Origin of the sequence: Mobilicoccus caccae, assembly GCF_030161635.1 — a bacterium.
GTDB classification, from domain to species: Bacteria; Actinomycetota; Actinomycetes; order Actinomycetales; family Dermatophilaceae; genus Mobilicoccus; species Mobilicoccus caccae.
This window is the reverse complement of record NZ_BSUO01000001.1, coordinates 3,332,418-3,356,808: the sequence shown is the minus strand read 5'-3', so window position 1 is coordinate 3,356,808 and position 24,391 is coordinate 3,332,418. Positions and strand designations below refer to the sequence as shown.

Annotated in this window: 25 protein-coding genes and 1 pseudogene; 3 read left to right on the top strand and 23 right to left on the bottom strand. The window is 71.9% G+C overall.

Translation table 11 applies throughout. From position 1 onward, the window contains the following. Window positions 1-26: 26 nt before the first annotated feature. The 11 genes and pseudogenes from QQK49_RS16475 to QQK49_RS16425 form a co-directional block, all read right to left on the bottom strand. Window positions 27-1,004: an endonuclease/exonuclease/phosphatase family protein gene (locus QQK49_RS16475; protein WP_284304882.1), complete on the bottom strand. Its 978-nt coding sequence runs from the start codon at window positions 1,002-1,004 to the stop codon at window positions 27-29. Window positions 1,005-1,116: 112 nt separating this feature from the next. Next, window positions 1,117-2,196, bottom strand: a complete 1,080-nt coding sequence (locus tag QQK49_RS16470) for an FHA domain-containing protein (RefSeq protein WP_284304881.1) — start codon at window positions 2,194-2,196, stop codon at window positions 1,117-1,119. Continuing rightward, a pseudogene (locus QQK49_RS16465) lies at window positions 2,193-3,469 on the bottom strand (vWA domain-containing protein). The gene QQK49_RS16470 and the pseudogene QQK49_RS16465 overlap by 4 nt, the downstream one beginning before the upstream one ends. Continuing rightward, window positions 3,462-4,715: a PP2C family protein-serine/threonine phosphatase gene (locus tag QQK49_RS16460; RefSeq protein ID WP_284304880.1), complete on the bottom strand. Its 1,254-nt coding sequence runs from the start codon at window positions 4,713-4,715 to the stop codon at window positions 3,462-3,464. The pseudogene QQK49_RS16465 and the gene QQK49_RS16460 overlap by 8 nt, the downstream one beginning before the upstream one ends. Beyond that, on the bottom strand, window positions 4,712-7,063 hold the full coding sequence (locus QQK49_RS16455; protein ID WP_284304879.1) for a serine/threonine-protein kinase: 2,352 nt from the start codon (window positions 7,061-7,063) through the stop codon (window positions 4,712-4,714). The genes QQK49_RS16460 and QQK49_RS16455 overlap by 4 nt, the downstream gene beginning before the upstream one ends. Further along, window positions 7,060-8,175, bottom strand: a complete 1,116-nt coding sequence (locus tag QQK49_RS16450; protein ID WP_284304878.1) for a hypothetical protein — start codon at window positions 8,173-8,175, stop codon at window positions 7,060-7,062. Before QQK49_RS16450 ends, QQK49_RS16455 begins: the two co-directional genes overlap by 4 nt. Then, on the bottom strand, window positions 8,172-9,122 hold the full coding sequence (locus tag QQK49_RS16445; RefSeq protein ID WP_284304877.1) for a hypothetical protein: 951 nt from the start codon (window positions 9,120-9,122) through the stop codon (window positions 8,172-8,174). The genes QQK49_RS16450 and QQK49_RS16445 overlap by 4 nt, the downstream gene beginning before the upstream one ends. After that, entirely contained in the window at window positions 9,119-10,648 is a 1,530-nt protein-coding gene (locus QQK49_RS16440) for an AAA family ATPase (protein WP_284304876.1), read from the bottom strand. Before QQK49_RS16440 ends, QQK49_RS16445 begins: the two co-directional genes overlap by 4 nt. After that, entirely contained in the window at window positions 10,648-10,815 is a 168-nt protein-coding gene (locus QQK49_RS16435) for a hypothetical protein (protein WP_284304875.1), read from the bottom strand. The genes QQK49_RS16440 and QQK49_RS16435 overlap by 1 nt, the downstream gene beginning before the upstream one ends. Before the next feature lie 64 nt (window positions 10,816-10,879). Further along, on the bottom strand, window positions 10,880-11,467 hold the full coding sequence (locus QQK49_RS16430) for a hypothetical protein (protein ID WP_284304874.1): 588 nt from the start codon (window positions 11,465-11,467) through the stop codon (window positions 10,880-10,882). Between the two features lie 55 nt (window positions 11,468-11,522). Continuing rightward, a complete protein-coding gene (locus QQK49_RS16425; RefSeq protein ID WP_284304873.1) occupies window positions 11,523-12,752 on the bottom strand; it encodes a toxic anion resistance protein in 1,230 nt (409 codons plus the stop codon). A gap of 142 nt (window positions 12,753-12,894) precedes the next feature. Here QQK49_RS16425 and QQK49_RS16420 point away from each other — a divergent pair, with 142 nt between their 5' ends. The 3 genes from QQK49_RS16420 (at window position 12,895) to QQK49_RS16410 (ending at window position 15,134) form a co-directional block, all read left to right on the top strand. Continuing rightward, the gene (locus QQK49_RS16420) at window positions 12,895-13,152 is read left to right on the top strand and encodes a hypothetical protein (protein WP_284304872.1); all 258 of its coding nucleotides are present in this window, start codon (window positions 12,895-12,897) and stop codon (window positions 13,150-13,152) included. After that, on the top strand, window positions 13,149-14,483 hold the full coding sequence (locus QQK49_RS16415) for an alpha/beta hydrolase family protein (protein WP_284304871.1): 1,335 nt from the start codon (window positions 13,149-13,151) through the stop codon (window positions 14,481-14,483). The genes QQK49_RS16420 and QQK49_RS16415 overlap by 4 nt, the downstream gene beginning before the upstream one ends. Before the next feature lie 243 nt (window positions 14,484-14,726). Next, complete coding sequence (locus QQK49_RS16410) at window positions 14,727-15,134, top strand: hypothetical protein (protein WP_284304870.1); 408 nt, start codon at window positions 14,727-14,729, stop codon at window positions 15,132-15,134. 65 nt (window positions 15,135-15,199) lie between these two features. Here the strand turns inward: QQK49_RS16410 and QQK49_RS16405 are convergent, their stop codons facing one another. From QQK49_RS16405 to QQK49_RS16350, 12 genes are all read right to left on the bottom strand, one after another. Beyond that, window positions 15,200-15,451, bottom strand: coding sequence for a hypothetical protein (locus QQK49_RS16405; protein WP_284304869.1), 252 nt, complete (start codon window positions 15,449-15,451; stop codon window positions 15,200-15,202). Window positions 15,452-15,507: 56 nt separating this feature from the next. After that, complete coding sequence (locus QQK49_RS16400) at window positions 15,508-15,768, bottom strand: CopG family transcriptional regulator (protein WP_284304868.1); 261 nt, start codon at window positions 15,766-15,768, stop codon at window positions 15,508-15,510. 140 nt (window positions 15,769-15,908) lie between these two features. After that, window positions 15,909-17,456 (bottom strand): AbgT family transporter, encoded by a 1,548-nt coding sequence (locus tag QQK49_RS16395; RefSeq protein WP_284304867.1) that lies wholly within the window; start codon window positions 17,454-17,456, stop codon window positions 15,909-15,911. Window positions 17,457-17,465: 9 nt separating this feature from the next. Continuing rightward, window positions 17,466-18,047, bottom strand: coding sequence for a CE1 family esterase (locus tag QQK49_RS16390; protein ID WP_284304866.1), 582 nt, complete (start codon window positions 18,045-18,047; stop codon window positions 17,466-17,468). Window positions 18,048-18,546: 499 nt separating this feature from the next. After that, entirely contained in the window at window positions 18,547-19,317 is a 771-nt protein-coding gene (locus QQK49_RS16385; RefSeq protein ID WP_284304865.1) for a creatininase family protein, read from the bottom strand. Continuing rightward, window positions 19,314-20,003 carry a FadR/GntR family transcriptional regulator gene (locus QQK49_RS16380; RefSeq protein WP_284304864.1) on the bottom strand — a complete coding sequence of 230 codons (690 nt, stop codon included), beginning with the start codon at window positions 20,001-20,003 and terminating at the stop codon, window positions 19,314-19,316. The genes QQK49_RS16385 and QQK49_RS16380 overlap by 4 nt, the downstream gene beginning before the upstream one ends. Before the next feature lie 105 nt (window positions 20,004-20,108). Then, on the bottom strand, window positions 20,109-21,428 hold the full coding sequence (locus QQK49_RS16375; protein ID WP_284304863.1) for a hypothetical protein: 1,320 nt from the start codon (window positions 21,426-21,428) through the stop codon (window positions 20,109-20,111). Further along, window positions 21,425-21,613, bottom strand: a complete 189-nt coding sequence (locus QQK49_RS16370) for a hypothetical protein (RefSeq protein WP_284304862.1) — start codon at window positions 21,611-21,613, stop codon at window positions 21,425-21,427. Before QQK49_RS16370 ends, QQK49_RS16375 begins: the two co-directional genes overlap by 4 nt. An 11-nt stretch (window positions 21,614-21,624) precedes the next feature. Then, entirely contained in the window at window positions 21,625-22,932 is a 1,308-nt protein-coding gene (locus QQK49_RS16365; protein WP_284304861.1) for a hypothetical protein, read from the bottom strand. Window positions 22,933-23,153: 221 nt separating this feature from the next. Further along, the gene (locus QQK49_RS16360; RefSeq protein WP_284304860.1) at window positions 23,154-23,825 is read right to left on the bottom strand and encodes a M20/M25/M40 family metallo-hydrolase; all 672 of its coding nucleotides are present in this window, start codon (window positions 23,823-23,825) and stop codon (window positions 23,154-23,156) included. Next, window positions 23,816-24,013: a M20/M25/M40 family metallo-hydrolase gene (locus tag QQK49_RS16355; protein ID WP_284304859.1), complete on the bottom strand. Its 198-nt coding sequence runs from the start codon at window positions 24,011-24,013 to the stop codon at window positions 23,816-23,818. Before QQK49_RS16355 ends, QQK49_RS16360 begins: the two co-directional genes overlap by 10 nt. Continuing rightward, a complete protein-coding gene (locus QQK49_RS16350; protein ID WP_284304858.1) occupies window positions 24,010-24,336 on the bottom strand; it encodes a hypothetical protein in 327 nt (108 codons plus the stop codon). Before QQK49_RS16350 ends, QQK49_RS16355 begins: the two co-directional genes overlap by 4 nt. Window positions 24,337-24,391: the final 55 nt, after the last annotated feature.

Below are 24,391 nucleotides of genomic sequence, written 5' to 3'. Positions count from 1 at the left end.
CGAACCACTCTCACCAGGCGAGCGGGTCAGCGGGTGAGGAGGGACCAGACGGCGTCGTGGTCGGAGCCGGGGATGCGCAGGGTCGTCGACTCGGCGGCTCGCCGGCCTCGGGCGAGGACGTGGTCGATCTGGGTGAGGGGGCCGATCGGCCCCCACTTGGGCCACGTCCGTGTCCAGGGGAAGGCGCCGCGTGGGCTGTCGTCGAAGCCCGCCGAGTACTCGCGGAACGCGGGGTGGGAGCGGCCGGCGTTGAAGTCTCCCGCGAGGACGAGGAGCTCTTCGCCCTGCTGGTCGGCGATCCACTGCGCCATCTCGGCCTGCTGCTCACGCCAGCGAACACCCGGTGAGAGGCGCGGCGACCACAGGTGCACCCCCTTGACGAGGGTCCCGTCGGGCAGCCGGACCACGACCTGATCGAAGGTCGGGTCGCCGGCACGGTTGAGGACGTACGGCTCCGAGCTCTCGTCGATGACCACCTCGCCGCAGGTCATGCCGGTGGGGAGGGCGACACACGTCGACTCCTCGCGCGTCGCGACGACCATCCCCCGGCCGCCGCCGGTGCGTCCCGTGGCATGCGGCAGGAGATCACGGATGCCGCGATCCACGAGCGACTGCCAGTACGCCGCCGTCATCTCCGGAAGGACGAGCACGTCGACCTCGCGGGCCCGGACCTCCGCCATGAGGGCGTCCGGATCGCCCTGCCCGACATAGGTGTTGAACGCGAGGACCGAGAGGGTGTCCCCGCCGGGCGCGGGCGGGTCGCCGGGCAGGGTGATCGCGGGCACGAGGAGCACGAGGCTCGACACGAGCGCGACACCTGCCCGGATCCACCGTCGGCGAAGGAGCAGCGCGCCCGTCAGGACGAGCCCGAGCATCGCGAGCACCGGTGCGCCCGCCTGGATCTGGGCGATGAGGTTGCCGCCGTCGACGAGCGAGAGCGCGGCCAGGGTGCCACCGAGAACGGTCAGGCCGGTGCACCAGGCGTCGAGACGTCGCGAACTCACGCGTTCGATCCTCTCGCGTCCGGCGTGCCGCCCGAAATCGCCGATCACCGTGTACCAGCGCCGGGCACGAGGTGCCGGCGTCGAGCACGGTCGCGTCGGTGGGCGATCCCGCTCAGTACGAGTCCGCCTCGACCTCGGAGGGGGTCGCCGGGCGCAGCACCAGGCGGGTCCAGGCGCCGACGTAGATCCGGTCGTCGGCGTCGATCTCCGTGCGGCCCGTCACCGGGGCCGACGGCAGCGGCCCGATCGCCGGACCGACCCACGTGCCGTTGGAGGAGTCGAGATCCTCGATCCACCACCGACGCCCGTCGCTGGTGAGCAGGGCCTGCTTGCGGCTCACCGCCGAATCGACGCCGCAGTCGACGTCGGGAACCGAGGAGCGGCTCCGGCGTCCGATCAGGGCGTCCGAACCGGTGATGCGCACGATCTCCGGCGGCGCGGGCGACGGGCACGGCTCGTCGGTGTCCTGCACCCCGTACCAGTCGGGGTCGATCCACACCTCGACCACCCAATCCCCCGCGACCTCCCGCGACGGCGGCCGGTTGACCGGCTTCGGTGCTGCGTGTACCGGGTCGGGCACGGGGGCAGGCGCCGCAGGTTCGACGGCCCCGGGGTCCTCGGCAGGTTCGGCGTCGGCGGGTTCGCCCTCGGGCGCCGGGAGATCCGTGTCGGCAGCGGCGACGTCCGCTTCGGCGACGTCCGCTTCGGCGACATCGGCATCTGCGACGTCGGGATCGGCGACGTCGATCTCGAGCCCGGCGCCGACCTGGTCGATCGCCGCCGGCTCCCCCGCATCGTCCTGCCCTGCAGCATCGTCCGGACCTGCGGAGTCGGTCTGCTCCTCGGGCCCGGTGTCGTCGACCGTCTGATGGGCGGGGACGACCGGCGGCAGGAACGACGGCTCACCGCCCTCGACGCGCGGCATGACCCCGGTCGTGAAGTCGAATCCGCAGACCTCACAGAACAGGTTGTCCTCGGCGTTCACGGCCGAACAGTGCTCGCAGACCTGCGTCGCGGCCGGGGCGTCGCCCGTGGTGGTCTTCGGGGCCCCCGACGGTGGCGTCGACACCGGGACGGCCGGTGATGCCGCCGGCGACACACCGGCCCCGCCGGACCCACCCGACATCGGCATGCCGCAGACGTCGCAGTAGTCGGCGGTGGCGCTCTCGTGACCGGCGGGGCACCGCGTCATCGCTTGACCCGGGTCGTCTTGGTCGAGGCGGTGTCGAGGGCCATCTCGTCGAGCTTGTCGATGCCGCGCTTGAGGCGGACACGGCCGGTGCCGGCGTCGTCGATGTCGACCACGCGGGAGAGCCGGTCGGTGGCGTCGTCGTTGCCCGTCTCGGCGGCGAGCTGCACGGCCCGACCGAGGCGGGTGGTGGCGGTGACGTCGTCGCCGATGGTCTTGGCCGCGAGACCCTCCTGGATCGCGCGGGCCAGCTCGGTCTGACCCGTGTAGTGGGCGACCTCGGGGCTGATGCGCGCGGTCAGGCTGTCGTCGGCCGACCACTTGGCCTTGACGAGGCCCTGGGTGACGATCTCGCCGTCGACGGCCAACTGCACCCGCGCGGCCAACTGTTCAGCGCCGACGGCCTTGGCGGGCAGACGCACGGCGACGTGGAAGTCGCGGGTCTCATCGCCCCACGATCCGGTCGGATAGCCGCCGGTCAGGGGGTTGATCGTCGTGCGACGGCCGGTGATGTCCTCCACGTTGGGGGCGACCTGACGCACGAACAGCACCTCCGAGCCCTGCGGCGCCCACACCCGCAGCATCGCCTCGGCGACACCGCGCGACATCGAGGCGCGCATGAGCCGCTCGAACTCCGCCGCCATGTCCTCGCGCCGCGGGATGATGTCGACGCTCCCGAGCAACGCCTGGCTGATGCGCCGCACCTCCTCGACCTGCCACGCGGCGCCGAGACCGCGGCAGTCGGCCTGGAAGCGCCCGCGGACCGTCTCGATGGCCAGCGTCAGTTGTTCCGGCGTCTCGTGCTGGTTCTCGCCGTCGGTCAGGAGGATGGCGTGCTTCTGCGTGAGCGAGGGCACGGTGTCGAACAACTGCGCCGCGGCGAGCAGCCACGTGCCCATCGCCGTCCCGCCGTCGGCGTACAGCCGACCGAGCGAGCGCTTGGCCTGGACCCGCGTCTCCGAGGACATCTGCACCATGGCCGCCGTGTACCCGTCGGGATAGCACAGCCGCGCCTGGTGGTTGCCCGCGACGACCGCGAACCACACGCCGTCGAGGATCTGGTCCAACGCCGCCGCGGCGGCCTCCTGCGCCGCGCGGACACCGCGGCCTCCATCGACCCCGAGGTGTCGATGACGATGATCTCGCCCGCGTCCCCGCCCGTCGTCTGGCCCGCGTGCCCGGCGCCGGTGCAGGTGATCGAGACGATCGCGTGCACGTCGGTGGCGCCGGCCCCGAGGAACTCGTTCTGGTGGACCGTCGCCGAGAACTCAGCCATCGCTCGCTGCCTTTCGCTCGTCCTGCAGTCGTGCCGCGATCACCGTGATGTTGTCATGACCGCCCTTGGCCTTCGCCCACGTGACCAGCCCGCGCGCGAGGGTGAGCGGCGCGATGCGCGTCAGTGCGTGGGTGTCGGCCTCCTCGGTCTCATCCGTGCCGGCGAGGGCGACGTCGGCGAGCACGGCTGCGAGGTCGGCGGGTTCGCTGGCGTAGTTCCAGAGCCCGTCGGAGCACAGCAGCAGCCACCCGGGCGTCTCCACGTCCAGCGGGGCCTTGCGCGGGGTGTGGTCGGGGGAGTCGACACCCATCCAGCGGGTGATGGTGTGGGAACCGGGACCGGTCTCGGCCTCGGCGCGGGGGACGCCCAGGTCGACGCGCTCCTCGGCCACGGAGTCGTCACGGGTCAGCCGGACCGCCTCCCCGGCGTCGGGGAACCAGTAGGCACGTGAGTCGCCGACCGATCCGACGACGACGTGCGCGCCCTCGATCGCGGCCGCGACGAAGGTGCACGAGGGATTGCTGTGGGCGGCGACGTCGGTGCCCGCGGCCTCGAGGTCGCGATGCACCTCGTCGGTGACGTCGGCGACCGCGTCGGCGGCGGCATCGGCGGCCGAGTCGAGACGGGAAGACAGGGCCGGCACCAGCGCGGACGGCACTCCCACACCGGTCGAGGTCGCCCTGCTCAGCACCGCGACCGCGGCGTCGGCGGCGGCCTGGCTCGCGTCCTCCGACCGCAGCGCGGAGGAGACGCCGTCGCACACGACGAGCGCGGCCCGATCCTCCGCCACAGCCAACGCCATGGCGTCCTGGTTGAACCGGTGCTGGATGCCCACGTCGCACACGCCGGCGACCCAGTCGGCCGCCGGGTCCTCGGTGTGGTCGCGAGGGTCGGGACGCGGGGATCCGCATTGTTCGCAGTACCCGTCGAGGAACCCGCCTCCGCACTCCTCGCACGTCTGCGCGTCGGCGTCGGGGCCGGCAGCGTCGGGGCTGGACTCCGCCGCCTCCGGCGTCCCGAGCACGAGCATGCCGCCGGAGCGCTCCGAGACCTCCGGCTCGCGATCGACCTGCGTGCCACACGCCTCGCAGAACTGGCCGGCGCCGGTCGTGTTGCCGCACGCGGGGCAGGCGCGCAGTTCTTCGGTCGCTTCGTCGGAGGTCAACGGGTCCGCCTCGTCCGAGACCAGGGGCGCGTCGGCCCCTTCGGCCGGTGGGCGGGGATCGGTGCCGTCGGGGTGAGTCATAGCCAGCTCCAGGGTCGGATGCGGTTGGCCTCGTCGACGAGTCGATGACGCTCGCCGGGGTCGGTGGTGAGTGCTGCCTGCTCGCGGTAGGCGGTCTCCAGCGAGCGTCGCAGGTTGTCCTCGTCGGCGGGCTTGCCGTCGGGGGTGAGGCCGGGGGTCTCGTCGCCGCCGATCCTGGCGGCGAGCGCCTTCTCGAGCACCCGCGCGGTGAACGCCGCCCGCACCCGGGGTTCGAGAGTGATGCCGCGTGAGCTGCGCAGTGCCTCCAGCAGGGGCGCGATGCCGCCACCCGTCCGTGTCATGAGGTCGGCGCGCATCCACTGGGCCCGCGAGTAGGCGCCCGAGGTGGCGGGGACGTCCTCGACGGCGTCGACGGCCCCCGCGTGGTCGCCGCGCCGGGCGCGGGTGCGGGCGATGCCGAACGCCGCCGCCACCGTGTATCCGGCGTCGGTGCGCAGGCACGTGAGGTAGGAGCGCTCGGCGGCCTCCATCGACGCGGCGTCCCCGGCGAGTTCCTCCGACAGGGCGAGCGCGAGGCGGGGCGCGAGCTCGCCCGGCACCTGCGCGTACACGGCCCGGAACGACTCGAGCGCCGTGGCGACGTCGCGGCGCATCACCGCGTCGATGCCGAGCAGCCACACCGCCCGCCAGTCCCACGGGTCGTGCGCGAGAAGGGAGTCCGCGGCCTGCGTGACGAGGTCGCTGCGCCCGGCGCGCAGTGCCGTGCGTCCCATCTCGAGGACGACCTCGGCCGTCGTCTCCGGCGCGTCGCGCAGGGTGCGCAGGCGGGCGGTGGGGTCGGCCTCCTGCAGGCCCCGCAGCCACGTGTTCATGGGGTCCTGCTCGTCGGGCCGCAGACCGGGCAGCTCCCACCAGTCGAGGTTCTCGCTGGTCGCCACGGGGACCTCGAAGTGCGCCGAGGCGGGCGACTGGCTCGCCGCGCCCACGCCGGGGCGGTCGGCGACGACCTGACGCAGCACGCCGAGCATCTGCCCGCGCAGTTCGTCCACCGAGCCGAAGCGGTCGGCCGGGTCGGGCGCGCAGCACTTGGCCACGAGGCGGAAGAACGGGTCGTTCTCGTGGAACACCGGCGTCTGCGAGTACGGCGGCAGGGAGTCGACGTAGCGGCTCTGGTAGCCGCGGAACTCGGTGGTGAGGACGACGAGCGTGCGTCCGATCGTGTAGATGTCGCTGGCCACCGACGGCCCGACCTCGGCCACCTCGGGCGCCTGATAGCCGACCGTGCCGTAGATGGGGGAGTCGAGATCGTCGATCTCGCGCATGCCGCCGAGGTCGATGAGCTTGACCCCGTCGCCCACGTGGATGAGGTTGTCCGGCTTGAAATCGCAGTACAGCAGCCCGTGTTCGTGCAGGTAGGAGAACGCGGGCAGGATCTCCAGCACGTAGGCGAGGGCCTGCTCGACGGGCAGCGGGTCGTAGTGCCCCTTGGCCATGAGCCGATCCTTGAGGATCTGCTTGAGCGAGACCCCGCCGACGTACTCCATGACTGTGTACGCCAACCCGTCGTGTTCGACGACGTTGTACACCTCGACGATCTGCGGGTGCTCGACCTGGGCGAGGAACTGCTGTTCGGCGACGGCCGCCGCGACGGCATCGGTGTCACCCGCGTTGAGCAGGCCCTTGAGCACGACCCAGCGGCCCGAGACGTTGCGGTCGCGCGCGAGGTAGATCCAGCCCAGGCCGCCGTGGGCGAGGGCCCCGGCGACCTCGTACTGACCGGCGACGAGGTCGCCCGGCACGAGTTTGGGCGTGAACGAGAAGGGGTTGCGGCACTTCGGGCAGTACCCCTGGGTGCGGCCGGGCCCGCCGTCGTGGGACCGGCCGACCGGCGCACCGCAGGAGGGGCAGATGCGGCGCTGCTCGGGGACGACGGGGTCGCGCAGGATGGCGTCGCGGGGGTCGGTCTCGGCGACGGGGGCCACGTGCGTCAGGCCGGCGCCGAGCCGCGACCGGCGGGCGCGTCGCGAGGACCGGACGCGTCGGCGCAGGCCGGAGCCGCGCGCCGACCCGATCGCCGTGACGGCGACCGCGCTCGCCCGGGCATCCAGGTCGATCGGCGACTCCGCCAGGGCTTCGTCGGTCGACCGGGTCGACGACCTCGACGACGTCGAGAAGCCCGACGAGCCCGGCGAGGGGGCCGCGGTCGACCCGGTCGAGCCGGCAGCGGTCGCCGACGCCGGGTCTGCGGTGGTGGACACGTCGGCGGAGGTCGACGTCGCGGAGGTGGAGGTCGGCGCGGCCGAACTCGGGGTCTGCGGCATCCCGCACCAGTCGCAGTACCCGTCGAGGTAGTGCCCGGGGCAGCCGGTCTCGCGGCACGCGGTCATCGGCGGGCTCCCAGGTAGGCGGCCAGCGCGGCGGTGAGCGCGCCGAGATGGCCGAGGTCGGTGGGGGTGATCGCGAGGATCTCCCGGCTGCGTCGCACCAGGGCCTCGGCGTCGCCGCGCAGATGGCCGGGGAGGTCGGGCACGCGCCGCTCGTCGCGGTCCACCTGCTCGGCGAGGTCGCTGCGTCGTTCGAGGGCTCCGGCGTAGGCGCCGCGGGCCATCTCCAGGGCGCGTCCCACCCGGTCGAGGCGGGTCGCGTAGGCGTCGAGTTCGTCGGGGTCCGTAGGTGGTTCGCCGAGGGCCGTGACGTCGGGCACCGCGAGGGTCGGGGCGTCGGCGACCTTGGCGACACAGGTGGCCGCCAGGCCGCGAACCGCCTCGCCGCGGGCGGTGAGGTCGGCGACCGTGGCCTTGACGTCCTCCACGCGGTCGCGGGCCCGGGTGCGGTTGGCCGCGGCGACGATGAGATCGCGTTCGGTGGTCGCGGCCATGATCTCCAGCGGCCCGACGAGCCCACCCACGTCGGCGCCACGGCGCACCCGGTCGCGGAGGTCGACCAGCCGGCGGTCGAGGTCCACCAAGGCCTCCTGCGCGGAGGCGGCCCGGGAGGCAGGTACTCCGGCAACGAGATCGCGGATCCGCTCGATCGAGGCGCGCAGCTCCTTGACCCGGTGCTCGGTGCCCGGCTCGGTGCCGTCGAGGCCGAGCGCGCGGCGCAGCGAGGAGGCCAGGGAGTCCGACAGCCGGCACGCCTCGGGCAACGACACGGCGAGCGTCGTCCCCTCCACGGCGTTCTGATCCAGCCGGCCCCAGATCAGCGTGGTCAACCGGATGCGGTCCTGGGCGATCACCCGGCCGGAGTCCCAGGCGGCCACGAGCAGGTCGTGCCGGTCGGCGACGGCCTTCCACAGCGTCATCGACAGCATGACGTCGCCGGTGAGCTGCGCCCGATCGGGGGAGCGCATCGCAGCCTCGTCGAGCTGGTCGAGTTCGAGCCGCCGACGCTCACGCCAGGTGGTCAGCGCCTCGAGGTAGGCGAGCAGATCCTCGGCGGGAACGTCGCGACCCATCGAGCCCGGAGCCCGCGGCGCGACGGCGAACGGCGTGCTCATCGGTACTCCTTGCGTCGCTGTTCGTAGCCGTACCAGGCCAGGCCGGCCGCCGTCAGGCCGCCGAGCAGCACGGCCGGGCCGCTGAACGGGCCGTTCACGGTCTGGTCCGGGGAGGTCATGGCGGCGACGGCGTACCCGGACGTCACCGCGGTGAGCGCGGTGGCCGCGAACAGGCCCGGGTTGACCATCCGCTTGGTGCGGCGGGCCAGCCACCAGGCGCCGCCGATCGATGCCGCGAGGCTCGCCACGGTCGTCAGCCCGAGGAACCCGATGGTCAGCGCGACGTTGACCTCGGCGCCGTCACTGCGAGCGGCGTTCGCGGAGCTCAGGTCGCCCAGGACGGGCTCGATCTCCGTGGTGCGCAGCCTGTCCGCCTCGGTGTAGAGCGTCGTCGCGGCGGCGCCCGTGGCGACGCGGGCGCGTTCGACGGTCGAGACGTACCGGGTGTAGGAGGCCGACAGTGCCGAGAGCCGGCCGATGTCGCCGTTGAACTGGGCCGGTCCTGCCGCGGCACGGGACGCGGCGGCCGTGATCTCGCTGGATGCTCTCCCCGCGTCGTCGAGGTGGGCGTTCTGCGCGCCGCGGTCGGTGCCCAGGCGCCGCGCTGTCGTCGGCATCGCGCTCACGGTCCGCGAGATCCTGTCGAGTGAGGCCTGCTGCTCCGTGGCGGTGGAACGCACCTCCATGGCGTCGCTCTGGACGAACACGTAGGCGGCCGCCCCGTTGAGCGAGCACGCGATGACCGTTGCGGCGGTGAGACGCCCGAGCGTGGAGACCGTCGATCTGGCGGGTGTGCGCCGTTGCTGCCCCGGCTTGGCAGGCGTGGACGCCGACGTCGCGGCCGGCTCGACGGCGCCCGCCTCCTGCTCGTGCTGCGGTTCGGGTGTACCGCTTGTCGCGGAAGCCGGCTGCGGGGCGGTCGCACCCGCCGCGGAGGAGGCGTTCACGACCGGCCCTCCGAGGACTCGACGTTGCCGAATGCCGTTGTCGTCGTACCTGGGTCGACCGCCGTGTTCTCCTCGTCGCTGTTCTCCTCATCGGTCGCGGAGGGCAGCGGGTCGATCGCCTCGAAGCGATCGTCGAAGTCGACGCGCTCGAGGGTGCGCAGGTCATCGAGGCTGGGCTCGGTCATGTCCTGCAGGCGCCAGGCGTGCCGGCCGATGGCCGCCTCGAGGGTGTTGCGGGCGAACCGGCCGTTGCCGAAGGACTCGGTGCGCGGGGTCGCGGCGAGGATCTCGCGGAACCGGGCGAGGCCGTCGGGGGAGACGACGTAGTCCGACTTCTCGGCGACGGCCTCGAGGATGTCGGTGATCTCCTCGTCGGTGTAGTCGTCGAAGGTGATGGTCGTGCGAAACCGGCTCGCCAGACCGGGATTGGTGTCGATGAACTCCGCCATGGGTTCGGGGTAGCCGGCGACGATGACGACGAGTTCGTCGCGGTGGTCCTCCATCTCCTTGACCAGGGTGTCGATGGCCTCCTGGCCGTACTGGTCGCCGGCCAGGCTGTAGGCCTCGTCGATGAACAGCACGCCGCCATAGGCGGATTTCGCGATCTCGGCGGTCTTCGTCGCGGTCTGACCGAGGTACCCGGCGACGAGTTCGGAGCGGTCGACCTCGACGAGCTGACCCTTGGTGAGCAGGCCGAGCGCGTGGTAGATGCCGCCGACGAGCCGCGCGACCGTGGTCTTGCCGGTGCCGGGGTTGCCGACGAACACGAGGTGGCGGGTCAGGGTGGCGCTGCGCAGACCGGCCTTTCGCCGCATGGCGTCGACCTTGAGCAGCGCGACCTGCTGGTGCACCTCACGCTTGACCCGCGCGAGCCCGATGAGGTCGTCGAGTTCGGCGAGCAGCTCCTCGACCGACTTCTCGGGCTTCTCCGGTTCGGCCGGCTCCTGTGCCGCGGGATCGCCACTCACCTGCGGCGCCGCTGCGGCGGTGTGGTGGCCCGTGGCCGCTTCGCCCGACAGGCCCGTCGGCGCCGCGCCCGGGAGCGTGGCCGCCGGGGATGCGCCCGTCGTGCCGCCCTCCGGCGTGCCGTCGGCGCCACCCCAGAGCTCGCGGGTCGCGCGCGTCAGCGCCTCCAGCTGCTGCATGACCGAGCTGGAGGCGAACCGGGCGTCGGGGATCGCGGAGCCGCCGGGGATCGTCGATGCCGGGTCGGTGGGCAGGTTCGGGAACGCGACCGGCGCCCCGGCGGAGGGGTCGGGCGCGGGGCCCGGTAGGGAGGAGTGGCTCACGCGGGCTCCGACCGCGGCGAGCTGCGCCTGCCCGGTGGTCGTGGCCTTGCCGACGGCCTCGCTGCCCGCGCCCGGAACGGTGCAGGCGGCCGTGGCGACCTCGACCAACGCCGAGGCGTAGGCGCGCGCGTGCTCGGGTGATTCGGCGGCGAGACCGGCCAGCAGCGGCGTCGGCCCGGAGGCGAACCGGCGTCCGCGGGAGGCGGCGTCGAAGAAGTCCTGGGTGGTCCCGCCCATCACCTCGCGCCACCCGACGTGCACCGTGGAGGGGCCCGAGGTGCCGACGACCCCGCCGCGACCCGCACGCCCTCGTCCCGAGCGGCCTGCGCGTCGACACCGGCCCGGACGCCGGCCTCGACCAGGGCGTCGATGGCGGCGGGCAGGGCCCGCGGTGTGTCGGTCATCGCGTCTCTCGTCTCTCGTCTCTGCACGGGTGGGTGGAACGGTCGCTGGGCGAGGCGGGTTCGCTCACGAGGCCGGGGGCGCCAACGGACGCGGCTCGTCGCTCGCCGCGGCGGTCTCCGGCATCTCGGGCACGGGGGTGTCGGCGGCGAGCTCCAGCCCTCCACCCCGGCTCGCGTGGCCGAACTTGTCGTCGAGGAACCGCGCGTGCGCCACGAGGGCGGTCGCGTCGTCGCGGCAGACGGCGTCGAACACGCGGTCCATCGTCGCGCCGAGCAGGTCGAGCTGGTCGACGAGCACCATGAGCGAGGTGCGGTCGCCGTCCACGGGCCGGGTGTCGGCGAATCGCCGTGGCAGCCGCAGATATCCGTTGACGGCCTCGGGGAGGTAGTCGGTGGCCGTGGCCATGACCGAGTACCCCTGGTCGCTGCCCAGGCCCACGACCTCCAACCGCGGGATCGTGTCGCGCACCGTGGCCGTCACGCGCCGCACGCGGGCGGCGACCACCGACGGGGCGGCCCCGCCGTCGACGAGCATGTCGGCCCGGTCGAGCGCCACCCGCAGGTCGTCGGCGGTCGGAGCCGAGGGGGTGGTGGCGGCAGGTTCGGGCTCGGCCCGGCCGCCCAGCCGGGAGAAGAAGTCCCCGATCGACATGCGTGTCCTCTCGTCCTCGCCGCGTTCGGTCGTGCTCGAACTCGGAACTCGAAACTCAGAACTTCGCGTCGCCGCCCAGATCGAACGCGCCCGCCTTGCGTCGTTCCTCGCTCGCCCGGGCACGCTCGAGGTAGGACTGCGACTTGGTCACCTCGGACTCGAGCACCCCGATGGTCTGCGCCATGGAGTCCAGTGCGCGCACCTTGAACTCGTCGATGGAGTCCATCGTGGCGTAGATGTTCTGGAACGCGGCCTGCAGTTGCGGCAGGCCGATGGTGGCACTCGCCGCCTGCTCCTGGATGGCCGCCGAGTTGTCGCGCAACATGACGCTGGTGCGCTCGATGAGGTTGCTGGTGGTGACGTTGAGTGCGGTGATCTGCTCGAGCACGAGCTGCTGGTTGTTCAGGGCCTGCGCCACGATGACCGCGGTCCGCAGCGCCGAGATCGTCGTCGTCGTCGCCCGGTCGACACCCTTGATGAGCTCGATGTTGTTCTTGATGACGATGTCGATGGCCAGGTAGTTCTGGATCGACACCGCGAGCTGGGTGAGCAGGTCCTGGTGCTTCTGACGCACGTAGAACAGCACGTCCTCGCGCATCGCCTTGGCCCGCTCGGGGTCGGTCGCGTCGAGGTCGGCGATCTCGGCGGTGAGCTTCGCGTCGAGCCGCTCGGCGATGTACACGTACTGGTTGAGCCGGGCCATCGAGGACCACAGCTGCTGTTTCTCGAGGTTGAGCGCCGCGTTGTCGCGCTGCAACTCGTCCTGTCCGCTCTTGAGGGAGTGCAGGATGCCGTCGAGGTGCTTCTGCGCCGACTCGTACTTACGGAAGTAGTCGGTGAGCTTGTCGCCGAAGGGCACGAACCCGAGGACCCGCTTCTTGACGCCCTTGGCCTGGCTGGGGTCGAGGTCCTCCACCGTGCGGCGCAGGTCGAGCAGGGTCGCGCCGACCTTCGACTCCTTGGAGACCGCACCGGACTGCAGGGCCTTGACCGGCGACTTGAGCAGCCGGTTGCTCGTCTCGGCGGCAGCGCGGATGTCGGAGTCGCCCATGGTGCGCACGTCGGCCGCGCGTCGTTCGAAGTCGGGGCTCTTGGCGGCGACCTCGGTGAGTCCGGACAGGTAGGACTCGACCTTCTGGTCGAGGGCGGGCATGGCCTCGGGTGAGACCTGCGGCGCCATCTTGGGCGCGCTGGTGGCGGGGACGCTCTGCGTGGGAGCGGACGCTTCGAGGGTCAACGGCGCCGCCTCGGCCACACCTGCCGGGGGCTGCAGTGGCTCGGTCATGCGCTACTCCTTCGGCGGGATCGGACGTCGTGCCCATTCCAACCCAACGGCCACGACCACGTCCAACGTTCCCACACAGGTTCGGGGGTCACCTGTGGAAGACCCGGAGTCGGGGTCCGGGCAAGTCCCTACGGTGTCGGACATGCCTACGCATCTCACGGCCCCGGCCGTCGATCTCACCGCCCTCGCCCATCGGCTGGACCTCATCGCCCACGAGCTGACCATGGCGGGCAGGATGGCCCGCTTCTCCTACGCGCAGGTCCTCTGGACGGGTGAGGCCCGCCAGGCGGTCGACGATCGTCTCGACCTCCAGGAGGCCCAGTTGGCGCTCCTGGTCGCGGAGATCCGGGAGCGCGCGCAGGAGCTGCGCCGGGTGGTCGAGGACGGTGCTCGCCCGTGACCACATCCCCGTTCGGGCCCGACCCGCTCCACCTGGAGATCCACGGCGGCCCGACGGATCCGGTGAGCAGGCACGTCGTCGACATCGACGCGGTGCATCACGGGGCCCTCAGATACCTGGCCCGGGCCGAGGACATGGCGCTGCAGGGCGTGAAGCTCACGATGATCGCGACGGAGGTGTCCATGGCGGGTCGGATCGCCGACCCGGTGAGTGTCGTCGCCCGCCCGGTCGAGGCGTTCGGCCTGGTCCGGCTCGTCTCACGGCTCCGGGACCACCTCGAGGATCGCCGCGACCTGACCGAACGCACCCGCACGGCGGCGATCCTCTACGGGGAGGTCGACCACACGAACGCGGTGGCCATGCGTCGGGTGTTGACCGGTGAGGACGCGATCCCGATGTCCCGGATGTGGGGGCCCGCAGATGAGGGACTCTGCTCCACGAGCCCGCGGGATCCCGATGTCGCGCGGTGGTACGCCCCGACCTGTTCCGACACGGTGCTGCCGGAGTTTCATGCCGAAGGGCTCTACGGTGCCCAGGACCTCAAGATCGACGCGGTCACCGTCGTGCCCACGCAGGTGCGTCCGGGGCTCGCGGGTCTGTTGCAGACGACCCACGACGGGTATGCGGCCCGCACGCCCGACGGCATGCACGAGGCCGACGCGATCGACGTCCACCGGCGCATCCTGTCGGGCCAGGACGGTGGTCAGCGGGCGAGCTACGTCATCGCGCTGCCGGGTACCTCGAGCTGGGACCCCGCAGACCTCCGGCGCGATCCGCACCGTGTGCGGTCGATGCGGCCCAACCTCGAGGGCGCGGCCGGACACCCGTCCGCGGAGGCGCGCCTGCTGCCGGAGGTGCTCCGTGCGGCGGGTGTGCCGGACGGCGCGGAGGTCGTGCTCGTCGGGCACAGCCAGGGCGGGATGACCGCGATGACGGCTGCGGCGTTGCCCGCGATGCGGCGATACCGGATGCATGTGGTCACGGCCGGGTCGCCGGTGGGGCGGGCGCCGGCGGTGCCGTCGGTGAAGTACCTGCACCTGGCCAACCGGGGAGACGTCGTGCCCGAGGCCGAGGGCGCCCCCAACCGCCCCGGCCCCAACCAGATGACCGTGACGACGGGCCCGGAGCGCGGACTCACGCAGACCGGTGAGGCCCATGACATCGGCGCCTACGTGCACGAACTCGATCGCATCGACGAGGCACGTCGCCGCGGCGACCTCGACCCGAAGCTCGAGCAGTACCTGCGGTCGATGGACCGGGCGGGGCATCTGCCGGCGTCCGACACCCCGGTCCAGGTCGAGACCACTCGTGTCACACTGCGCCGCGTCTGATCTGCGGTCAGGCGCCGTACGGAGCGTCTCCAGGAGGGGCCCAGGTTGTCGAGAGAGGTTGCTCGCACACGGGGAGGTTGACGGCCGCGAATACCGAGGCATGACCAGAACTTGACCAAATCCCTTGCGCGGCAAGAACACTAATTCGCCGAAGGTGGGGATTCTGTCCTCAGGCATGCATCTTGGGTGCCGATAGGTGGCGCACACGCCCGAGTAGAAGGCCCCGAGGAGGGAGGGACGACGATGAACGGGTTCGACGGATTCGACCTGTCGGCGTTGGTCCAGGCCGCCGCCGACGACCTGCAGGCCCCGGTGACCGGCGACGTCCGATGGGTGTGCCTGGGACAGGCCGAGCTGGGTGGGCTGACGGCCTCCGACCGGGACCTGATCCGCGTCGCGACGGGGGAGCACATCCCGGCGCTGATCTGCGGGGACATGCCCGTGAGCTTCTTCGCGCTGCAGATCGCCACCGACCGCCTGGTGGGATGCCTGCGGGACGGCGACGACGTGCCCATCGCCTACCTGGAGGACGTGTACACCGCCTACGAGGAGAGCCCCTTCGGCACCCCGGTGTGCGGCGACGTCCTCGACCTCTCCTTGGCCTACCTCGCCGGCCGCGAACTGGCACTCCTCGGCCCCGACCTGTCCTGAGACGTAGGAGGATGTACCGCCGGATCGGCACACCCCCGACGACCCCGGTTCGCCATCGTTCCCCGTCATGAGGTGTAGCGCTCGACCTCGTCGTCGGCGAGCATCTCCTCCACCTGCTCGTTCGTGAAGTCGACCCCCACCCGGCGCGACCGGATCAGCGGGTAGTCGACCTCGCCCTTGCCCGTCTCGCCAGGTGCCGCACCCAAATCGCGGATGACGGCCCGTTCGAAGAGAGTCTTGAGCGACTCCCCGGCCTCGGCAGCACGGGCCTTGGCTGCCCGCATGAGCGGATCACGGAGATCGACGGTGGTGCGCATAAATGCATATTCGCGGATCGATGCTGCTGCCCACAGTGTCATCCGGACGGCGAGCCCTACTGGTCACGCACATCGCCGTCGACGATGCCGTTCGGCTCGTCGTCGAGCTGGTCCAGGACCTCACCGATGTTGCTCACGCCGATCCGCACCCCCACGTCGGCCGTGCGGTGTCGGTACGGCTCGTGCCGGGTCTTCCCACCGGCCATCCCTCGTCGAGCGAGCAGGTTCAACGCCTCACTCGGGCCGAGCCCGTGCTCCCGACGAAGACGCTCCATCTCGGCTGCGACGTCGTCGGCCACGGTGATCGTCGTCCTCATGCATCGACGCTAGCGTTCATGAGGCGCAGTCAGGAATGGTGCCGCGATCAGCGAGCCGGCGTCGGAAGCGGACCTCCACGCGGACGTCCCGCCCCTGAACAGCCCAGGGACGGGACGTCTCGCGTCGACCGATGCCGTTGTCAGCGGACCGGAGCACCCGGACCCAGCGGGATTCCGAGTGTCCACCAGAGGAAGAAGAGCACGGTCCACGACAGCGTCATGCACACGGCCAGCGGGAGCGTGTACGACGCGAGCGTGCCGATGCCGGCGGACTTGCGGTACTGCTGCAGGAAACCCAGCGCCAGGATGAAGTACGGACTCATCGGGGTGATCGACGTCGAGCCGGAGTCGGCGATGCGGAACAGCGCCTGCGTGGTCTCGGCCGGGACGGCGACGAGCATCAGCGCCGGTACGAGAACCGGAGCGGCGATCGACCACATCGCGGATCCGCTGGTGACGAGCACGTTGACGACCGACAACAGCGCCAGCACGAAGAGGAACACCACCGGGATCGGCACGCCGGTCGTCTTGAGCATCTCGGCGGACTGGACGGCGACGACGTCACCGATGTGGGTCCACTCGAAATAGGCGAGGAACTGGGCGATGGCGAAGAAGAGCACGAGGACCGGGGCGATCTGCTTGACACCCTCCGCCATGAGCTTGGGCACGTCGGCCGGTGCGGTGATCGCACCACAACGCCAGCCGTAGACGATGCCCGCGAGGGCGAAGAGGACCCCCACGTAGGCGGCCATGCCCTGCAGGAACGGTGAATCGGTCAGGCTGCCGCCCTCGCCACGCAGCGGAGAGGAGGCCGGCCACATCACGGCCACGGTCAGGATGCCCATGAGTGCCAGTACGCCCAGGGTCGTCCAGAGAGCGTGTCGCTCACGCCCACTCATGACCAACCCGCGCCCGTCGTAGGCGACGTCGGGATCGGGATCCAGATCGGGCCGCTTGGCCAGCACGAGCTTCGTGACCACGGTGATGACGATGGCCAACAGCAAGGACGACGCGATGTTGATGTACCAGTTGCTGACCGGTGAGACGTAGGCCGACGGGTCGATGATCTGGGCGGCTTCGGTGGTGATGCCCGCGAAGATCGCGTCGTTGGGCGTCGGGATCGGACTCGCGTCGTACCCCGAGGCGATCGAGGTGTAGGCGACGACCACGCCGAGGATCGGCGACTTGCCCACGGCATGGAACGCCAGCCCGCCGAGCGGGACGAGGATGACGTACGCCGCCGCGCTCGCGACGTGCGACATCGTGCCCGCGAAGGCGACGGCGAAGATGACCCAGCTCGTCGGGACTCCGGAGATCGTCACCTTCATCAGTGAGGACAGGAAGCCCGTCTTCTCCGCGATGGCGACGCCCATCATCACGACGACGATGGTGCCCATCGGGCCGAAGGTGGCGAAGTTGTCGATGGCGTTCTCCATGGCCACCGCCAGGCCCTCGCCGCTGAGCAGGTTCTGGACCACCACCTCCTTGTCGTCGGCGGGCGAGACGACGCTCACGCCGTTCGAGGCCAAGATCGCGCTGACCACGCCGAGGATCCCGGAGAGGATCCAGAAGAGCCAGAACGGGTGCGGCAGCGCGTTGCCCACCCGCTCGACGACGGCCAGCGCCCGGAGTACCCGAGGCAGCTCGTCGGGATTGTCGGTCTTGCTCACATGAGTTGCGGTCGACATGTCAGGGCCTCAGTTCTTGGGGAGCCGGTGATGCCGGAAGAAGGCCCACATCAGCTCGGCGGCCTCGGTGGGAGTGGTGTAGCCGCCGCCGGAGTAGCTGTCGGCGCCCGGCCAGGTGTGGCCGCCGCCCAGGACGGAGACGAGAGCGGTGTCCGCGCCACGGCGGCACCCGCGCCATCGGGTCACCTCGACGTCGGTGGTCAGTGGACGCGTCGTGGTCGTTCCCCGGCACCCGTTGCGGTCGGCCCAGGAGCGGGTCCAGTCCGTGATGGAGGGAAGGCCGCGGTCGGCGTCGCCGGCGTACGGGATGGTCGTGTCGCCGGTGCCGTGGAAGGCGAGCACCGGGACGGGGCGGACCGGGTCGCACGCCGGGTGACCGACCGCGTAGTGGGCGGCAGCCACGGGGGCGATAGCGGCGATCCGGTCGCTGAGCTCGCAACCGAGGAGGCCGACGAGCCCACCGCCGTTGGACTTTCCGGTGGCGTAGACCCGGCGCGGGTCGACGCACAGGTCGGCCTCCAGCCTGTCGAGGAGGTCGCTGGTGAACTGGACGTCGTCGACCCCGGGGGCGGAGTAGGGGCGCCCTCCCACGCCTGTCGCTGACCGGAACCGGTGCCGACGACGCCGTCGGGGTAGACGACGATCGCCGGTAACGAGTCCAGTCCCGCGAAGGCCTGGGTGTCGGCGCCGGTGTTGCCGCGCCCGTGATACGTGAGCACGACGGGACTGCGTCGGTGAGGGTCGTAGCCCTGGGGCAGGTGGACGACGTAGGAACGTTCGAGGCCACCGCTGAGCAGGGTGCGGGTGGTGCTGGAGCCGGGCGCCTGGCCGGGGGTGGTGCCGCAGCCCGCGGAGGCGGTCGAGCCGGCGCCGGCGACACTCGTCGACGGCGCGGGAATCACGGACGAAGCAGTGGCGCTCGGGGCGGCGCCGAGGAGCGCGGCGCCGGCGGCCACAGCTGCGGCGACGACGGTATGCATCGGTGGTGTCATCGTTGACGACCTTTCGAGGGCGTGGCGGGATCGACCCGTGGCGGTGCCCGCCAGGGTGTGGGGTCGGTGGAGTCGGGTGGGGCCCGGAGAGGGCGGCGCTAGATCGCCGACCAGCGGGTGATGAAGTCGCAGATCCTGTCGGTCGCGGTGGTGACGATCTGGGCGCCGAGATCGGCGCTCGCCGCCGTGGGATCACCGAGCACGCCGTTGGCGCTCAGCTCGTCGTAGCGCAGGGAGAGGGCGGGGTAGGTCGTGGAACGCGCGAGCCGGGCGAGGTCGCTCAGCTCGTCCGGCCGGGTGGTGCCGGGTTCGGCGAGGTCCTCGCGCACGAGGTGCGGCGCGACGAAGAGCATCTGCGAGGTCTCGGCCTCCCCGCAGTGACCGTGCACCTTGCTGACCCCGGCGCGCGCGACGACGTCGGGGACGACCGCGGTGAGTGGCGTCCAGGCGAATCGGAGGGCCGGATGGCTGCCGAGCAGGTCCTGAGCGACGGTGGTGAGTGTCGCGTTGTTGCCGCCGTGGCCGGTGACCGCGAGGATCCGCGTCCACCCCTGCCGGTGCAGCCCGAGGACCACTTCCCGCACCACCGCGGCGAACGTCGTGGTGGTCAGAGTGACCGTCCCGGGGAAGGCCAGGTGGTGGGGGGACACGCCGATCGGCAGCGTCGGGGCGATGACGACTCCGCCGCTCAGCCGGGCGGCCACCCGGGCGCAGATGTCTTCGGCGCGGATGGTGTCGGTGCCGAGCGGCATGGCCGGACCGTGTTGTTCGAGGGCCCCCAACGGGATCAGCACGACGTCGCCGCGTGAGGCGCTCTCGGCCGCTTCTGCGCTGGTCAGATGCGAGAGCGCAGGTGGGCGCTGCGTCACGATCCGCTCCCGGCCCAGTGATCCGAGGTGAGGATCGCGTCCCGGATGTGAGCGAGGTGGACCCGGGTGAGGGCCTCGGCGTCCTCGCTGCGCTGCTCGCGCACGGCCGCGAGGATCTCGAGGTGCTCGGCATGGTCGCGTTCCCGATCGCCGTAGGCGAAACGGATCTCGACCTGCTCGGAGGAACGCACCTCCAGCAGCGCGTCGATCGTCTGCTGGATCAGGGAGTTGCCGGTACATCCGGCCAGCTCGACGTGGAAGTGCAGTGCCGGGCGCACCCCGTGACGGGGGTCCGTCAGCGCGTTGCAGGTCGCGAGTTCGAGACGCTCGAGGGCATCCGGGGTGCGGTTGGTCGCCGCGGCGGCGGCGATGCGCGGCTCCAGGGTCAGCCTCGCCTCCGCCAGTTCGAGGACCGCCTCCCGGGTGATGGGCGCCTGATGGGGATTGGCCATGACCGCCCGGTCGACCCCCTTGCCCACGTAGGTGCCCGAGCCGTGCCGCAGCTCGACGATCGACGCGGCCTCCAGGCGACGCAAGGCCTCCCGGATGGTGGGCGTCGTGACGTCGAAGTGCGCGGCCAGAGCCCGCGCCGGCTGGAGGCTGTCCCCGGGGCGCAGGTGGTCGCGATGGATCATGTCGGCGATGTCCTGTGCGAGCCGTTCGGACAATGAGGGGGATGAAGTCACAAAGTGACTAAATCACTTGGTGAATCGGCTGTCAATGGTTGTGGGGGTTCGGCGCCTTCGCGAGTACGTCGAAACTGCACTACGTCCGGCGAGAAGGGAACCTCGCTACTCGTCCCGTGAGGGCCTCTTGCCGCCCGAGCCGGCCTCGCGTTCGGCGATGAGACGGTCGATGGGGGAGAGGTCGGCGTCGTCGGTCTCCAGCTTCATCGCCGTCTCGGCTGCTGCCCGCTTCGCCTCGAACTCCTGCACACGGACCGCCCTCGCGACCTCCTCCTTGCTCGCCCGCTGAGCCCAGAAGTGTCTTCCTGAGGACGTCGCGGTGCTGCCGGTGCGGGACGCCTCCGCCGGGGACCCTGCGGGTCGCGCCTCAAAGGGCGGGGCCTCGACGGATTCCGGTGGGACCGCGGCCCGCTCGGATGCCTTCTCCGGCCGAGACGTGGCGCCCGTCGCAAGAGCCGCCCTCCGTCGTCGGGTGGATCTGCGCCGGGGTTCCACCGATGTCGCCGGTGCAGCGCTGCGGTGACGTCCGCCGCTGTCGGCCTCGGCGTCCTCGACGGGGTCCTCGTGTCGCCGGTCGACGGAACGAGCCGCGAGGACGACCGCGCCCACGGCCGACGCCGCCACCTCCACGACCCGGTCCCACGGCGTCCGCTGCCGAGCCCGCGCCCGGGACCGCCGGGTGGGCAGGGCCTCTCCCGGGACGCCGCCCGAGATCTCCGACCCCGCGTCCTCGAAGGCCGCGCCGGCAGGCGCGACGCCGTCCGCTACCCCTGGCATCGCATCCTGCGGACCCTCGGTCGCCGAATCATCGTCGTCGGTGAGGTCGCTCGCCGCGTAGGCGGCGCGCACACGGCCGGCCCGTGCCGTCGAGCGCGCCCCACCGGCTCGGGTCGGTCCGCGCGTGATCTCGAGTCGGCGGGAGGGTGCGGCGATGGCGGCAGGGCCTTCTGCGCCGCTCCGTCGAGCACGCAGGGCACTCCACACCTCGGCGGCCGCCCACGCGAGGAACAGCACACCCAGACCCCGTCCCCACCAGGGGCGATGCGCCGCGGGGACCGCTTCGGCCACGTACCCCAGCAGCGGGATGCCGTACCGCTCGGTCGCCCGTAGACGCTCCCGTTCGACCTGCACGGTCGACTCGCCCCCGGCCGAGAGCGTCAGCGTCGATCCCTCGACACTCGCGACGTCCCTCGTCACGAGGCGCCCGGAGTCGGTGAGGATCGTGACGACGTCACCGCTGCCCACGTCGTGCGTCGGATCGACCGGTTCGGCCACCATCAACGTGCCCCGCGGAATCGTGGAGTCGTCGTCGACGATCGGCAGCGGCACCCACCCGAGCAACGCCGGCAGGCCCAGGACCAGCACGAACACGACCGCGAGCACCGCCCCGGCGAGACGCGCCACGCGCAGTGCCGTCGCCGTCATCGCCCGCCTCCGAGCTGCGTCTGTGCCGCGGCGTTCTGCGCCGTCGCACCGCAGCGCAGCCGCGACCCCTGCAGGCTCACCGCCCACACCTGAGCGCTGTCCACGTAGGCGTCCTCGACGCCCTCGAACGGGTACCCGCGCACCATCACCTCGTAGTCACCGGGGGCGAGTCCCGCGGCCCGCATCGCCCTGGCGGTCACGGTGTGGGCGCGGCTCGCCCCGTCGCGGCCGGCGACCGCGACCCGCGTCCACGCGCCGCCCCCTTCGGGCGGGCGTTGACCGTCCAGCGCGCGATGCCCTCGGCGTCCTCGATCGGCCGTGAGGTCGCCGACGGCCAGGTCCACCGGATCGCCGCGCCCGAGCGACCCACCGAGCATGCCTGCCGAGCCGCCTCTGCCGGGGGCAGCGGCACGGTGAGCAGGGCGTTCGTCGAGGCCGTGGACACCCACGTCGCGGGCGGCGTGGTGCGGGACTCCCACTGCGTCCGCGCCAGCGCGGTGCGGCCGGCGAAGCGCTGCACGAAATCGTCGTCCGGCAGGGCGGAGTTCAGACGCGTGCACAGACGGCCGCCCGTGTCGCGCGTGAGGGACTCGGTCGCCTCCCCGGTGGCGGTGGGGCGGCCCGTGCCCCCGTCGAACCCCCCGCCCGGCACCGACCACCGCACCGCGTCGCAGCCCTCCGCACCCCAGAGGATGTCGACACCGGCCTTGCCCTCCTCGAGCATCTCGGTGAGCCCGGCGTCGGTGAGCGGGGCACGCGGGCTCAGCGTCACCGCGGCGGGGGAGACGGAGACGGGGATGCCGCCCAGGGGCGTCAGCTCCGAGCCGCCGGGGGCGGTGCTGACGCGAAGAGCCGTGGTGTCCATGCGGATCGGTGGGACGACGGCCCGGGCCGTGGTCGAGCCGGCAGCGTCGCCGGCCGGGGTCAACGACACCGTCAGCGGGCGGGTCCCGACCTCCAGGCCCTGCAGTGACTCGGGTCCGCTGCCCCAGCCGTTGCCGGCTCCGGGCGCGCGGCCGTCGCGGGTGGCGCGTGTGGACGTGCGCCACTCGAGCAGGTACGTGTACCCGTCGGAGGCGGGGGTGACCAGGTGCGCGCCTTCCTCGCCGGGTGCCGGTTCGAGGACCGGGCCGCCGTCGACCGCCGTGACCTGCGCGGATGTCGGGACGGCGGCGAACTCCGTGGCCAGCGGCGCGTCCCCGGCGGCTGCGGGAACCTCGACGTCGAGCACCGCCGACGGCTGCTCACCGGTCCGGATCGTCACGGGCATCCGGACGCTGACGGTGTCGCCGACCACGGCCCGCACACCGGCCTGCGCATCGACCGTGCGCGGCTCGCCGCCGGGTGAGGTGAGGTGGACCTCGACGGCCCCCGCCTCCAGCGACGGTCCCGCCGGTGCGGCGCGGTGGGCGCTCTGCCAGGCGGCGTATCCGGAGGTGGACGTGGTGAGCAGGGCCGCGGCGGCGGCGCCGGCCAGCGCGGCTCGCGCGTAGGTGGACGCCACGCCGTCCTCCTCTCCGCACCCTTCCGGGGCCGGGGCACACCTCGTCGTGGCTCACATCGGCGCCTCGAGAGAGGACCTGAGGAAGATTCGACGAATTGTGTCTCCCGGCAGGCGAATTGACCGGAAGTGCAGAACGCGGGAGTCCGGGCGGCCTCTCACGGGAGGCCACCCGGACCCACCCGCGACCCCCGCGCGGATGACGACTCACGCGCGATGGCGACTCACTCCGACAGGCGTGCCGCCAGTGCGGAGAAGAACCGCTCGCAGGCGCGGATCTGGTCGAGCTCGACGAACTCGTCGGCGGCGTGGGCCTGGGCGATGTCGCCGGGGCCGAGGACGAGGGTGTCGATGCCCGCCTTGGAGAACAGGCCGGCCTCCGTGCCGTAGGTGACCTTGACGGGCTCGGTGTCGGTGAGGCCCTCGGTGCGCGAGACGAGGTCGGCGACGAACCGCGCGCCCTCGGAGTCGGGTGCCGTGTCGAGCCCGACGACGGCGGAGAGCACGGTCAGGGTGGCGCCCGCGTCGGGGTTCTCCTCGCGCATGCGGGTGTCGAGGTCGTCGATGCATTCACGCAGATGGCCGACGATCTCCTCGGGATCGTTCTCGGCGATGGCACGGAACTCGACCGTGACGTCGCACCGGTCGGGCACGGTGTTCTGCGCGATGCCGCCGGAGATCTCGTTGACCGACATCGTCGTGTGGGGCACGTCGTAGGCCTCGTCGAACGGGCCGGAATCGCGCATGCTGTCGGCGAGATTGCGCGCGTACACGACGAAGCGGGAGGCGTACTCGATCGCGTTGACGCCCGAGGGCGTGAGCGAGGAGTGCGCCGCGACACCGGTGAACGACGCGGTCATCACGGTCATCGCCTTGTGCGCGGCGATCATCCGCATGCTGGTGGGTTCGCCGACGATGCACACGCGGGGGTCAGGCCGAGCTCGGCGAGGTCGTCGACGAGCTGACGCCCGCCGTGGCACCCGACCTCCTCGTCGTAGGACAGGACGAGGTGGATCGGCTCCGACAACCGGGCGGCCTGGAACTCCGGGATCGCGGTGAGCGCCGCGCCGATGAAACCCTTCATGTCGCAGGACCCGCGCCCGTACAGGCGGCCGTCGCGCACCTCGGGGAGAACGGCTCGCTCGTCCACTCCTGCCCGTCCACGGGAACGACGTCGGTGTGTCCGGACAGGACGACGCCGCCGTCCTTCCCGCCGTCGCGGTCGGGGATGGTGACGACCAGGTTGGCCTTGCCCTCCTGATCCGAGGGACGGATGTGCGGCTCGAGCCCGAGTTCGGCGAGGGCGCCGGCGACGTCGTCGATGAGCGGCCGGTTGGCCCCGCGGCTCGTCGTGTCGAACTCCATGAGTCGGGTGATCCAGGACAGCGAGGCAGGTGCGTCGGTCATGCCGCCTGTATAGCGCAGAGCCTCGCTCGGGGCGAGGGGTGCGGGCCGGGCGATC